Source organism: Leptospira weilii (genome assembly GCF_006874765.1).
Lineage (GTDB): Bacteria > Spirochaetota > Leptospiria > Leptospirales > Leptospiraceae > Leptospira > Leptospira weilii.
Genome location: NZ_CP040840.1, coordinates 2,277,501 through 2,291,088 on the forward strand (window position 1 = coordinate 2,277,501; position 13,588 = coordinate 2,291,088).

Annotated in this window: 12 protein-coding genes and 4 pseudogenes (1 of these 16 running past the window's edge); 10 read left to right on the top strand and 6 right to left on the bottom strand. The window is 40.1% G+C overall.

From position 1 onward, the window contains the following. The 8 genes and pseudogenes from FHG67_RS10890 to FHG67_RS10925 all read left to right on the top strand — a co-directional run. Positions 1-640: the 3' portion of a diacylglycerol/polyprenol kinase family protein gene (locus FHG67_RS10890; RefSeq protein ID WP_004497839.1), read on the top strand. 107 nt of this gene lie to the left of the window's left edge; the window shows 640 of its 747 coding nt (coding positions 108-747); the start codon falls outside the window, past its left edge; its stop codon occupies positions 638-640. Positions 641-880: 240 nt separating this feature from the next. Next, the gene (gene lepA / locus FHG67_RS10895; RefSeq protein WP_002614530.1) at positions 881-2,686 is read left to right on the top strand and encodes a translation elongation factor 4; all 1,806 of its coding nucleotides are present in this window, start codon (positions 881-883) and stop codon (positions 2,684-2,686) included. 67 nt (positions 2,687-2,753) lie between these two features. Then, on the top strand, positions 2,754-3,149 hold the full coding sequence (locus FHG67_RS10900; RefSeq protein WP_004500396.1) for a hypothetical protein: 396 nt from the start codon (positions 2,754-2,756) through the stop codon (positions 3,147-3,149). Between the two features lie 35 nt (positions 3,150-3,184). After that, on the top strand, positions 3,185-4,120 hold the full coding sequence (locus FHG67_RS10905; RefSeq protein WP_004500384.1) for a hypothetical protein: 936 nt from the start codon (positions 3,185-3,187) through the stop codon (positions 4,118-4,120). Positions 4,121-4,356: 236 nt separating this feature from the next. Beyond that, positions 4,357-5,355, top strand: coding sequence for an IS630 family transposase (locus FHG67_RS10910; protein WP_004500416.1), 999 nt, complete (start codon positions 4,357-4,359; stop codon positions 5,353-5,355). A 47-nt stretch (positions 5,356-5,402) separates the two neighbouring features. Further along, positions 5,403-5,708: pseudogene (locus tag FHG67_RS22685) on the top strand (BrnT family toxin). Beyond that, positions 5,695-5,933: pseudogene (locus FHG67_RS10920) on the top strand (BrnA antitoxin family protein). The pseudogenes FHG67_RS22685 and FHG67_RS10920 overlap by 14 nt, the downstream one beginning before the upstream one ends. A gap of 247 nt (positions 5,934-6,180) precedes the next feature. Then, positions 6,181-6,629, top strand: a pseudogene (locus tag FHG67_RS10925) (DMP19 family protein). Positions 6,630-6,704: 75 nt separating this feature from the next. Here FHG67_RS10925 and FHG67_RS10930 read toward each other — a convergent pair. The 6 genes and pseudogenes from FHG67_RS10930 to FHG67_RS10960 form a co-directional block, all read right to left on the bottom strand. Next, on the bottom strand, positions 6,705-6,968 hold the full coding sequence (locus FHG67_RS10930; RefSeq protein ID WP_004501379.1) for a hypothetical protein: 264 nt from the start codon (positions 6,966-6,968) through the stop codon (positions 6,705-6,707). A 145-nt stretch (positions 6,969-7,113) separates the two neighbouring features. Then, entirely contained in the window at positions 7,114-7,311 is a 198-nt protein-coding gene (locus tag FHG67_RS10935; RefSeq protein WP_002627931.1) for a hypothetical protein, read from the bottom strand. Next, positions 7,295-7,486, bottom strand: a pseudogene (locus FHG67_RS10940) (hypothetical protein); the annotation flags it as partial. The gene FHG67_RS10935 and the pseudogene FHG67_RS10940, both read right to left, overlap by 17 nt. 503 nt (positions 7,487-7,989) lie before the next feature. Then, positions 7,990-8,721 carry a succinate dehydrogenase/fumarate reductase iron-sulfur subunit gene (locus FHG67_RS10950; RefSeq protein ID WP_004497874.1) on the bottom strand — a complete coding sequence of 244 codons (732 nt, stop codon included), beginning with the start codon at positions 8,719-8,721 and terminating at the stop codon, positions 7,990-7,992. After that, the gene (locus tag FHG67_RS10955; RefSeq protein ID WP_004497848.1) at positions 8,721-10,634 is read right to left on the bottom strand and encodes a fumarate reductase/succinate dehydrogenase flavoprotein subunit; all 1,914 of its coding nucleotides are present in this window, start codon (positions 10,632-10,634) and stop codon (positions 8,721-8,723) included. The genes FHG67_RS10950 and FHG67_RS10955 overlap by 1 nt, the downstream gene beginning before the upstream one ends. A gap of 18 nt (positions 10,635-10,652) precedes the next feature. Continuing rightward, on the bottom strand, positions 10,653-11,333 hold the full coding sequence (locus tag FHG67_RS10960) for a succinate dehydrogenase cytochrome B subunit, b558 family (RefSeq protein WP_004497856.1): 681 nt from the start codon (positions 11,331-11,333) through the stop codon (positions 10,653-10,655). Between the two features lie 276 nt (positions 11,334-11,609). Between FHG67_RS10960 and FHG67_RS10965 the strand changes: the two genes are divergently transcribed. Then, on the top strand, positions 11,610-13,133 hold the full coding sequence (locus FHG67_RS10965; protein WP_010578255.1) for an aldo/keto reductase: 1,524 nt from the start codon (positions 11,610-11,612) through the stop codon (positions 13,131-13,133). Beyond that, entirely contained in the window at positions 13,123-13,587 is a 465-nt protein-coding gene (locus FHG67_RS10970; protein WP_142499784.1) for a DUF309 domain-containing protein, read from the top strand. The genes FHG67_RS10965 and FHG67_RS10970 overlap by 11 nt, the downstream gene beginning before the upstream one ends. The last annotated feature ends 1 nt before the right edge of the window (position 13,588 follow it).

Genomic DNA, 13,588 nt, shown 5'->3' on the forward strand with positions numbered 1-13,588 from the left:
TTTGAATGCCACGCGAGCAGTAGTCTTCGTTTCTTTGGTGTTTTGTCTTGGAACGATCGTACTGCTTGAATATTTTCGTTTTCGATTTCCGGGCTTTCAAAGATTCTTTTTGTCGATCCTAGGCGCTTTGATGAAGGAGGAAGAAAAGACGAGATTGAACGGCACTCTCCCTTATTTTCTTTCCTGTGCGTTTGTTGTACTTCTGTTTCCTCCGGAGATTTCCATTCTTGCCATGCTTTTCCTCGTAATCGGGGATCCGACCGCCGCTTGGATCGGAACATTCTACGGAAAGCACAGATTTTCCAACGGAAAATCCGTGGAAGGAATCGTCGCGTTCGTCGTTGTTTGTTCAATTGTAGGTTTTGTTTTTATGTATCTTTCCGAGACGTCCGATAAACGGAATTTTTTGAGAACGGAAGATTTTGTATTTTATAATAGTCTAATTTTCTTAATTCCTGCCATTTTGATTTCCGCGGTTACGGAACTTTACTGCGGGACGTATTGGAACGGTCTCGTAGACGATAACCTTTTGATTCCCTCCGTTTCCGCTATAGTTTTGGGTTTTACTGCCTGGTTGATTTTAGGAGTGGAACCTTCTGCAATTTTCCTGAATGTGACGGAATTGTTTTTAAGGATCTAAATTTTTAAGGTTCGAACGATCTATTTCTGAGATTTCGATCTCTTTCGTGAAAAGACGGTTTTTGGGGAAAATCGATCTAAGAGTTTCCCAATAAACTTTTGGTGTGTGAGTCCCGTAAAACTTCTAAATTACAACGAATTCTCCAAAAAAAGGTGAAAATCTAATTCTTTCTCTAAAAACTCTCCAAGTATTTTGCTTTTCAGAGAAGGGCCATACCGAAAATCATCGGATTGTACCCTCATGAGCGATAAACAGCAATTCATCCGTAATTTTTCCATCATAGCCCATATCGATCACGGCAAGTCCACCTTGGCTGACAGACTTTTGGAAATCGGTCAAGTTACGAATGACCGAACCAAAAAGGATCAAATTTTAGATTCGATGGATATCGAAAGAGAAAGAGGGATTACGATCAAGGCCAACAACGCAACCTTTGATTATCTCGCCGCCGATGGCCATACATACACGATGAATTTGCTCGACACTCCGGGGCACGTGGATTTTACCTATGAGGTTTCCCGTTCCCTCAAAGCTTGTGAGGGAGTTCTTTTGATTGTGGATGCGAGTCAAGGAGTGGAAGCACAAACTCTTGCAAATCTTTATCTTGCGATGGAACAAGATTTGGAAATTCTTCCCGTCATGAATAAGATCGATCTTCCCGCGGCGGATGTGGAAAAGACAAAGGTTCAGATCGAAGAAAGTTTGGGATTGGACTCCGAGAAGGCGGTCGCGATTTCGGCAAAGACCGGTCTCAATGTAAAAGAGGTTCTCGAACAAATTACCAAACAAATTCCCGCTCCGAAAGGGGATCCGAAAGGACCTCTCAAAGCATTGATCTATGATTCTTATTTCGATCCTTATATGGGAGTTGTGATCAAGATCCGGGTTTTTGACGGAAGTATCAAAAAGGGAGATCGTTTTCTCATTATGAGTACGGGAAAGGATTTTACCGTAAACGAAGTCGGAATCAACCGAATCACACTGACTCCGACCGATGGTCTCGGAGCCGGAGAAGTTGGGTATCTCATCGCCGGAATCAAAAAAGTTTCCGACGCAAAGACGGGAGATACGATCACTTTATTTTCCAATCCTACGAAAGAATCGATTCCCGGTTACAAAGAAGCAAAACCGATGGTTTTCTCCGGGCTTTACCCGATTAACGGAGAGCAGTTCGACGAACTTGTGGACGCGATCGAAAAACTCAAACTCAACGACGCCGCTCTCATATTTGAAAAGGAGAGTTCGATCGCGCTCGGATTCGGATTCCGCGTGGGATATCTCGGGCTTCTTCACATGGAAATTGTTCAGGAAAGATTGGAAAGAGAATTCAATCTTGATCTGATCACGACAGCTCCTTCTGTGAAGTACATTATTCGAAAGAAGAGCGGTGAAGTAGAAGAAATCGATAACCCGTCCCGTTTTCCGGAGCCTACTTCAATCGAATCCACGGAAGAACCATACGTCAAAGCGACCGTGATTACCCCGAACGAATACGTTGGCAATATCATGGCCCTTGCGATGGACAAACGCGGGATTGGGTTGGATACGGTTTATCTTACTCAGGATAAGGTTCAGTTGACTTACGAACTTCCTCTTGCCGAACTTATTTTCGAATTTTATGATAAACTCAAGTCTTTTACGAGAGGTTACGCTTCTTTGGATTACGAACCTTCCGGTTATAAGGTTTCTCAACTCGTGAAAATGGATATTCTCGTAAACGGAGAGCCCGTGGACGCTCTTTCTATGATCGTTCATAGGACAAAAGCGGAGCAGAGGGGACGGGAAATTATCGAAAAGTTGAAGGATTTGATTCCAAGACATCAGTTTATGATTCCGATTCAGGCTGCCGTCGGAGGAAAAATTCTCGCAAGAGAAAGTATCTCTGCGCTTCGTAAAAACGTTACCGCAAAGTGCTATGGTGGGGATATTACTCGTAAGAAAAAACTTTTAGAAAAACAAAAAGAAGGAAAAAAGCGGATGAAGCAGATTGGAAACGTGGAAATTCCTCAAGAAGCCTTCTTGGCCGTTTTGAAAACGAGCAATTAAGATTTTTCTAATTTCTTTTTCAAGAAAAAGCTTGATTCGCTTTTGATTTTTGGTTTCATTTCTTTTTATGGACTTTTCTTTTCTTCCTGTTTACGCTCTTCTGTTGTCGGTAGTCGTAGGTTTTGGTTCCCTTTTCGGCTTCCTCCGTATCTTTTGGAAAGATATCAAATCAGAGTTTAAAGAACTCAAGTCGGAGCTAAAATCTGAAATTCAAGAAGTTCGTTCCGAGGCAAAAACAGAAAATCAAAGTCTAAGAATGGAAATGGTTCAATTGCATTCTGAGATTCATGAATTGCGTTCTGAACTTAAATCCGATATCCATGAATTGCGTTCTGAATTTAAATCCGATATTCAAAGAGTGGATAAGAATGTTTTCTATCTTAGGAAAAGAATGGATGTTTTAGTCGATAGTTTCGCATTGCGATTTTTGAACACGGCTTCCTCGTCACCGAAACAAATCTAAATTCTTTTTCAAATTTCTTCCTAAGAATCAATTTTTTGCATTCTCTCCGAGTTTATTTTCGATCGTGTCTTTCTCCTATTTACGTTCAAACCGTTTTTAAAATTCAAGAGAGTGAGCTTTCCGTCCTAAAGGACGATCGACTCGCTTTCGGAATGGGAACCAAGTTTCGAAAATTTCTGGGAATTCATTTCGCATTAGAAAAAAAGAATATTCGGAACGTGGTTTTACAAGGAGAATTGCACAGCAACGCGTTAGCTGCATTTTCCTTTTTGTTTTATAATTTCGGATATAAGGTCCACACGATCTGTTACGCGAGAGATCAGAATAAGACCAGCGCTAATTCTATTTTTGTAAGAAGGAATTCACATTGCTTAAAAAAGTACAATTCCAGATCGGAATGGAAGAAAAAAGTTTTTGAAATTGAGTCTGAAATTGCTGAGGAATTCGAGATAATAAAAAATACGGATGAGAACGGAGTTTTGATTCCGGAATACGGTTTTTGTCGGGGTGCGCTGGATGGGTTGGATTCTCTCTGGGGGCAAATTCCGATTGAACGATACGATCGGCTTGTGATCGATCTAGGTTCGGGAACAACTTGGTTGTCTGCGAATCGTTTTTTTCAAAATCGAATTCCTGTGATAGGCGTTTGTATCGGGCTTTCAAAAAAAAAGATGCTTGTTTGGTTGAACGAAAAGAAAACGTTTCTGGATCTAAAAACGATAGAGATTGATGAAAATCAAATTATCGATTCGAAAATTAGAGTAGGGTTTGGGTCAAGGAATATAGAAATTTTAGAATATTGTAAATCGTTTTACGAAAAGTATAAAATTCCGATTGAGCCGATTTATTCCGGAAAAACGTTGTATGAGATCGAAGCTTTGATCCGAAGCGGGCAATGGAATGGACGTACTCTTTATTTGCATCAAGGCGGTCTTTGGAATTTTTTGGATTCTTTTAAATCGAGATCTTAAAAGAACATATGTGTTTTGTTTAAAACGTTTGCATCAAAATTTAAAAAAATCAGTTTATAGTCATTGACTCAGTTAAAATGAGCTTGATCTAAGATTTTGGTTTCACAGTTAAATTTTATGCTATTGGAGTTAGAAATCAGGAAAGAACTATAAAGTTTTCTTGTATTATAAAGGCTACCTACCCACCCCTGTAAAAAATAGTACCCAAATAAAGAGGTGGCCTAAAATTGTAACCCATGAAGATAACAAATAAAAAAGATTTAAAACAATTAGAAAAGCGTAGATTGAAAGGCATTCGACTCTTTGAACGTGGGTATAGTTGTTATAGGATAGCTAAAGAGCTTGGCGTACGTAAGCAATCGGTAATGCGTTGGCGAGATACATATGAATCGGAAGGAATCGAAGGAGTAAAATGGAATGGTCAACGAGGTCGACCGACCAAGTTGAAAATTTCAGAGAAGAAAGAATTAAAAGGAATCATCTTGAAAGGTCTGATCAGTAACGGTTACCCGAATGAACTCTGGTCAACGTATCGTGTATTGGAAATCATACGAAAAAAATTCGGAGTAACATATCATCAAGATTATGTGGGAACTTTCTTGCATCAATTAGGGTTTTCGTATCAAAAACCTAAAAAAAGAGCGTTGGAAAGAGATGAAAAAGCAATTGAAACTTGGAAAACGAAAACTTGGCCCGGTATAAAAAAAGCAGAGAATGAAGGGTTTAAGGTCATATTTTTAGATGAAAGCGGAATCAGCCAGAATCCATATACGGTAAAAACTTGGAGCTTAATCGGAAAGACACCGATCCTTCGTCACAAGATGTCTTGGAAAAAGTTATCAGTAATCGGTGCTATTTCTAAAAAAGATTTTCACTTTCAGATCATAACAGGCTCTGTTAAAAGCCAGGATCTTATTTATTTTTTAAATATACTTCTAAAGGAAAATCGCAAAAAGATTTTAATAGTCTGGGATAATCTATCTGCCCATAAAAGCAAAGCAATGAATGAATTTTTAAAAGAGAATGAGAAAAGACTTCGAGTGGAATTTTTGCCTCCTTATGCTCCGGAATTAAATCCGCAAGAATATATCTGGTGTCGTTGGAAGAAAAACTATATGGCTAATTTTTGTCCGGAGAATCTTAGCCAATTGATTCAAAGAACAAGATCTACTTTAAGAATATTGAAATCAGATACCTTCAGTTTCGATAGTTATTGGAGACAAGCTGGCGTTTAGGTACTTATTTTTATAGGGACCAGTAGTCAGTTTTATTTCTTTAAACTATCGGTACAACCAGGTTTTGGGACACGCTCTTAAGCCAAATCGCAGGTTTCGTTTGGGACTTAGGCAATAAAAAGAATTGGAAAAAGCATAAAGTAAAGCCTGGAGAAATAGAGGAAATCCTTTTTAACGCCCCTTTACTTGTAGTGTCGGATATTACTATTCGGGGAAAGAAAATCGATATATTGTTTTAGGAATTACGAATGAAGGAAGAAAGTTATTCGCTGTAATAACAATTCGAAAGGATAAAACCAATTTCAGTTCGTGAAATGACTCCTCGGGAAAGAAAAATCTATGAAAACTCGTAAAAAAATACCTCATTTAAAATCAGAACGCTCTGAAATTGATTTTTGGTCCAAGAATGATCCGCGGGTTACACCGATTATTCAAAGGCTAAAAAAATATCTTTCCCAAATTTAAAGTATACAACAAAAATGATCTCTCTAAGATTACCTGAAGCATTAATTGATAGATTGAAAGTTATGGCGAACAAGAAAGATATTCCGTATCAATCTTTGTTCATCTCTGCATAATAGAGTCTTCAAAATTCTGCGCCTAAACTTAAACGTGGGATTTGTGTTCAAATGAACGGTATTCTATTTTATAGGGATGAGTAATAAAATTTTTACTTTCAGATAAAGTAGAAGAAGAACTTAAAAGATAGGGTAGTTATAAAGCACTGCTAAGCCTCACTCCGTTATGTGAAATTGCTGGACCAAGAACCTGTCTTGGACGGTGAGGAATCATAAATCAGATGTCTCTAATATTCCTGGGGGAAAAATGAACAAAAATGAGATGCTAATTTCGCTTTCGGAGTCTAAAAAAGCGACTTCGGTAAAAAGGATTTTCTAAAACAGTCAAAGGAACAAAAAGTATTTTCAACGATTTGGTCATTAGAATCTGAAGTAAATAATGGCGGGTTTATTCAGTATTTTTCAAATGGTAGCGCTGAGACCGTTCGTTTTTCGATCGAAGCTCTGAAAACTATAGGTGCTGAAAAAATGGCTCAAATCTGCAGCGATGCAATTAAAATTGCCTTTCCGAAAGGCCTTCCCTCAGATCCTCAAAAAATCTCAGATGAAGCTTCTGAATTCCCTGATGGAGTGTTGGAAAATTTAGAGTCTATTGATAGCAAATTTTATGAGTATCCCGATAACCTGACAGAGTTGCTCTTTGATTTTGTTTCGAAAAATTCTAAAGATTTTGGGGAGATTGAAAAGACATCGTAAGGATAACGTGAGTTCGATACAATAAATGCGAAAGTTGGGTTGTAGCAGAAATTCCGAAGGAATTGGAGCATTTTGTTAGCGACTGGCCGTCTTTATAATGTTAACGTGTATAACCTTCTCTTTTGTCAGAAATGAGGTGAACCAAATATTCTTGAGTCCCTTAAGTTTTGTTGGCCTTTCTCCATCTTGAATCTCTTCCTTGATCTTCTTTAGTTTGTTCAATGTTAGATGTTTAATTTCAAGTCTGTCCCTGGTCAAAATTTGAGTCCATGAATTTAAAGCTGTTTTCAAGTCTTTTGCTTTTACTTGAGAACAATAAGTCCCACCCATAAACTCCATTACAAAGGTATATGTCCCGAGTTTTTGTATATGTATCATCTTGTCCTAATCGTTCGACTATGTAGTGTGAAAATTAGGGCCTTATCTATTTTAGAATGTAATAGTCGAAAAATTTTATTATTTCACTATGTATATAATCAAATTCTCAAAATGACTCGTAAACAATATTTTGGTTGATGTGTTTGAATATTGCATGTATGGACTGAGAATTTTTAAATTTTTCTCGTTCCAGTATAAAATCTGAAAGTAGTTTTAAATATGGCTTTGCTTTTTCGTTTTTTATTCTAAGAATGCATTCTGTTAAGTCTATTCCCCATTCTTTTGAATCATGTGCTACTTTCATTTTGAAAAAGATTCCGTTCAGTTGTCTTTTTTTCAGAATGTGGTAGATTGGAAACAATTTTAAGAAGTTGAAATCTTGGAAAAATTTTTAAAATTTGTTCTTTGATTTCTTCGGAGTTGGAGCGAAAAATTTGAATTAAAGATTCGTAGTCATTAATTCTAAAACCATAACTAACGTGAGTTCGGTATAACAAAATGCGAAAGCGATTATATGTTTCGACCCGTAGAGCGACCCTTAGGAAAGCTCTGCGCTGAGTTCAGGGAGTCGTTGCACTTTAGTTTCTTATTCGCCCAAACTTTCTTACGCCGAACTCACGTTTTTTAGAATTCTTAAACGATGGAAAGAATGAAAAATCTTTCGAATCGGATTTTTTTAGCATTTAAGAAATATCAATCGCGATTCTTTGAGTGAAAATCATCTATAATTTTCAATCGCGGAATTTGCGTTAGAAGTAAAAAAAGCCGTCCTTTTAAAGGCGGCTTTGATGCAATTTATGTTTAAAAAACGGTCTTCTTCGTTTCTACACGAAACCGCGCGGACTTTAGGAAAATCGTTTCCGAACAAAAACAGAAATCTTGGAAAAACCGGCTTCGATTCATTTTCAAAGGATCGAAAGACCATTGCTCTTCAACGAGATTGTCAGTTTTAAAAACCGTTGTCTCCGTCCGTCGCAATCGTTTAAGAAAGAATATAATCCCTGTTTAATGTACGGATAAAATCTCTCTTGATCGATTTAGGGCAAACCGCCTCGCACTCGTATTGGTTTGTGCAGTTTCCAAAACCTTCTTTGTCCATCGCGTTGATCATCTTTTTCACGCGTTCTTTTTGTTCCACTTTACCTTGCGGTAAAAGGCCGAGATGAGTGATCTTTGCGGAAACGAATAACATCGCGCTCGCGTTTTTACAAGAAGCTACACAAGCGCCGCACCCGATACAAGTGGCCGCATCCATGGAAACGTCCGCATCTACTTTAGGAATCGGTAATGCGTTTGCGTCCGGAGCGCCTCCGGTGTTCACGCTGATAAAACCTCCCGCTTGAATGATTCTATCAAACGCACTTCTATCTACTACAAGATCTTTGATGACGGGAAATGCCTTGGCTCTCCACGGTTCGATGTAGATCGTATCTCCGTCTTTAAAGGAACGCATGTGCAATTGGCAAGAAGTGACTCCTTGGTGAGGCCCGTGCGCTTGCCCGTTGATCATCAGATTGCAGGAACCACAGATACCCTCGCGGCAATCATGTTCGAAAGCGATCGGATCTTCTCCCTTAGTGATCAGTTCCTCGTTGACCACATCAAGCATTTCTAAGAACGACATATTTGGGGAAATATCTTTCGCGTCGTAGTCTACGATTTTTCCCTTGGCTTCTCCGCTTTTTTGTCTCCAGACTTTGAGCTTCAGATCCATTATTTATAACTCCTTGTGGCGAGGTGAACGTTTTCGAATTCCAGTTTTTCCCTGTGTTCGGTCGGTTTTTTACCGATTCCGTTGAATTCCCAAGCTGTGGCATGACAGAACTTATCGTCGTTTCGTTTCGCCTCTCCTTCTTCTTGGTGCTCTTCTCGGAAATGACCTCCGCAGGATTCTTCCCGAGTCAGCGCATCTAAGCAAAGAAGTTCGGCGAATTCCAGAAAGTCCGCGACTCTTCCTGCTTTTTCAAGCGACTGATTGAGTTCCGCTCCGCTTCCTGGGACGTTCACGTTCTGCCAGAATTCTTCTCTGATTTTAGGTATTTCGGATAACGCTTCTTTTAAACCTTTATCGTTACGTGCCATTCCGCATTTGTCCCACATCAGTTTTCCGAGTTGTCTGTGAAAAGAATCCACGGTTCTTTTTCCGTTGATGGAAAGAAGTTTTTTAGTAGTTTCTTCCGCGTCGGACAAAGACTTTTTTGCTTCCGGATGATCTTCTTTCGGATGAGAATTAAATCCCACCCCCGCGAGATAGTTTCCGATCGTATAAGGAAGAATAAAATATCCGTCCGCAAGTCCTTGCATCAAAGCTGAGGCTCCAAGGCGATTCGCACCGTGATCCGAGAAATTCGCTTCACCGATCACGAACAAGCCGGGAAGGTTGCTCATTAAATTGTAATCCACCCAAAGACCTCCCATTGTGTAATGAACCGCGGGATAAATTCTCATCGGTTGTTTGTAAGGATTTTCACCGGTGATTTGCTCATACATTTGAAATAGGTTTTCATAACGATCTCGGATTTTGTCTTCGCCGAGACGTTTGATCGAGTCCGCGAAATCCAGATATACTCCTTGACCGGATTCTCCCACACCGAGTCCCGCATCGCAGGCTTCTTTTGCCGCGCGAGACGCGATATCACGTGGAGAAAGGTTTCCGTAACTTGGATATTTTCTTTCGAGATAATAGTCTCTTTCCGATTCAGGAATGTCCGCCGGATTTCGTTTATCCCCTTTGTTTTTCGGAACCCAAATCCTACCGTCGTTTCTGAGAGACTCGGACATGAGAGTCAGTTTGGATTGATGATCTCCGGAAACCGGGATACAAGTCGGGTGAATTTGCGTATAACACGGGTTAGCAAAGAATGCCCCTTTTTTGTGAGCTTTCCAAGTCGCGGTGACGTTACAACCTTTCGCGTTTGTGGAAAGAAAGAATACGTTCCCGTAACCTCCAGTTCCCAGTACGACCGCGTCGGCCATGTGAGTGGAAAGTTTTCCGGTGACAAGATCGCGTACTATGATTCCTTTTGCATGACCGTCGATCACGATCAGCTCTACCATCTCGGTTCTAGGATACATCTTTACTGCACCTAACCCAATTTGACGAGAAAGAGCTGAGTAAGCGCCTAAGAGAAGCTGTTGTCCGGTTTGACCTTTTGCGTAGAAGGTTCTGGAAACTTGAGCCCCACCGAAAGAACGGTTGGAAAGATGTCCTCCGTATTCTCTCGCGAAAGGAACTCCTTGTGCGACACACTGATCAATGATGTTAACGGAAACTTCCGCCAAGCGGTGAACATTCGCTTCTCTTGCGCGAAAGTCGCCGCCTTTCACCGTGTCGTAGAACAACCGATAGACGGAATCTCCGTCGTTTTGATAATTTTTGGCGGCGTTGATCCCTCCCTGAGCCGCGATGCTATGCGCTCTACGAGGGCTGTCTTGAAAGCAGAATGTTTTAACGTTGTAGCCGAGTTCTGCGAGGGTTGCCGATGCGGAAGCTCCTGCCAGACCGGAACCGACTACGATGATATTGAATTTTCTTTTGTTGGCCGGGTTGACTAACTTGATATTAGCCTTATGATTGGACCATTTTTTCTCAATCGGGCCATTTGGAATTTTAGAATCTAAACTCATAAAAGTTTCTCCAAAGAATTACGGGTGAACGTATCCCAGCAAAATCGAAAGCGGGATAGAAGTGTTTCCAATAAAGATGATCAAAGCAAAAAAAATCGCTCCGGCCTTAATTTTACCGCTTAAGGAAGGAGTGGTTGCGCCTAACGTCTGAAATACGCTGGCGACTCCGTGACTGATGTGGGAAGCGAGCAATAACATCGCAAAGATGTAGGAACCGGCGACGATCGGATTTTGAAAACCTAAAATTACCATCGTATAAATGTCGTGTCTCCCTTTCGCATCCGTCATCGCAAAATGGTCCGGATTGGTGACTCCTAACGTGAAATGGAGCAAATGATATACGATAAAGGAAAAAATTAAAAGTCCCGTTAGAGCCATGGTTCTCGAAGGGAGGGTCGCCTGCACCGTGTTCTTTTTAGCATAGGGAACCGGGCGGGCCTGTTTGTTTTCGATAGAAAGTTTTATCGCGTAATAAACGTGTATGATAAAGCTAACGATCAGAATAATTCTGGCTACCCAGAGAAGAGGGGCAATATCTCTCAGTGATTGACCATATGCGTTGATTTTTTCCTGTCCAAGGAAAATCTGAAGATTTCCCAACATATGAACAACCACAAAGCCGAAATAAACAAGTCCGGTCGCCGCCACGAGAGTTTTTCTCCCGATGGAAGACCGGAGATATCCAGCTTTAAAATCCATACCATTTTCTCCTATTTGATTGGTGGAAAGAATTCATCGAAAAATTTGAATGAACAAAAAAGATGGGCTTAAAAAGAAACCCGTACTTTCTAAAATGAGAGTAAAAAAACGAGCTAAGACGAAAAGCATTTTTATTTCGAAGGGAAAAAATTGATACTAAAATCGAAAGTTATTAAGATTCTTTCTCAATTAGAGATCCACTGATCAAAAATCAGTACACCGGGAAATTTGGTGCGTCGCGTAACGAAACTTTTCGAGAAATGAAAGGACAAAACAATGAACCCATCTGATCCGTTCCAAGAACTTTATCAAAAAAACAGACTCGAAGGTAGTTCCGAGCCACAGGCGACAAAAGAGTATTCTCTTTCCAAAAAAAAATCGGATAAAAAGAAAACTTTAAACCCCTATTTTTCCTTTCGAGGGAGAACGTTGTCAAGGATCGCATTCGGGTGTTACAGAGTAGGGCTCGAATCTCCCGAACACGAAAAGGCGATGGAACTTTCCTTTTCGGAAGGATTTAACGTAATCGATACTTCCTCCAATTATGGAAACGGAGAAAGTGAAAGTTTAGTCGGTAAGGTTCTTCGAAAAAAAATTAGAGCGGGAGAATTAAAACGAGAAAATGTTTTTATCGTAACTAAGGCCGGATATATCCAAGGGAGAAACCTACAGATCGTAACAGAACTCGAGAAGCAAAATAGGGAATTTCCGGAAATTACTTATTATTCGGAAGAATGTTATCATTGTATTCATCCTTTTTTCTTAGAGGATCAGTTGGAGAGATCGCTTCAGCGGCTTGGTTTGGAAACCGTAGACGTGTTTCTTCTCCACAACCCGGAATACTTTTTGATGGATCGAGAGAAACATAACGTATCTAAGGAAAAGGCCACCGAACAATATTACGAAAGGATTCAAAACTCATTTCGATTTTTGGAACAAAAGCGGAAAGAGGGAAAAATATTATATTACGGGATCTCATCCAATACTTTTCCGGAAGATTCGCAAAAATATACCGCAACTTCTCTGACTCGAATCTTAAGGATTGCAAAGGAAATTCAAGATGAACTCGGATTGGATGAATCCGGTTTTGCAGTTGTCCAATTTCCGGGAAATCTTTTGGAAAACGGATTTTTGGATCCAAAGTTTGAAGGAAAAAATTTAGTTTCTCTCATCCATGAGAACGGACTTTTACCTCTGATCAATCGTCCGTTAAACGCAATCTCAAGTTCCGGAAACATTCGCAGACTTTCTTATGACCCAAAGAAAAAAAGCGGGGACGTTATACTACTTTTGAAGAAGAAATTAGAGGCAATCTACGAAAGAGAAGAAAAATCGCTTTCGATTCTGCCCCAAGGCTCGGTCAAATATACTTTTCGAACCGTAACCGAACCGTATATAGATCAGTTTCAAAACCAGGATCATCTGAATCAGTTTTTGGAAAGAACCGTGATCCCGATTTTACAACAACTGATTTCTCAGATCGAAAAGATAGGCGGACAAAAAGCGCAAACCGAATACATCGAAACTCTGAACGAGGCGCTCCCCATTTTAGAACAGTATGTGTTTGAAAAAAACGTTCTGGATAGAAGCGGACTCTATGAGGAAATTCTAAAGTGTTATCCGAAGTATCAGGGTTGGAACCTTTCCACGATAGTACTTCATCTGCTTCACTCTTCCCTAGGAGAAGGTGTGGTTCTACTCGGGATGAGAAGGGAGGAATACGTGAAGGATGCGAGTCTTTCCTTTGAGGCGCCCGCGAGCGATATTCAATACCAGGATTGGAAAAGATTTGAAGTTTGATCCTGAAATCATAGCTCTTTTAGAACATATTACCTCTACTTCCGATCCGGAAGAGACAATCGATTTCGCTTATCAAAACGGAGAAAGATTGTTCCGAGAGGGAAAATACTTCGAGGCGCACGAGGTGCTTGAGTTTCAATGGAAAAAGGATTTCGGGATTAGGAAGATCTTTCTTCAAGGAATCATCCAGCTTTCCGTTTCTCTTCATAAGATATATGGAAAGCCGAACGGTCGAGGATCTAGGATGCAGGCGGAAAGGTCCAAGGAAAAATTGGAAGCGGTTTTCAAATCTGGAGATTTGAGCGAAAAGGGAAGGCAGACGATATTCGATTTACTTCAAAGTTTGGATCGGATCTTAAACCTTTACGAAGGAGACGAACTTCTTGTCGAAAAAGTTTCTACTTTCTGTATTCCAAGTCTTCCGAAAGAATGGCGGGAATTATTTAGAGGCTGAT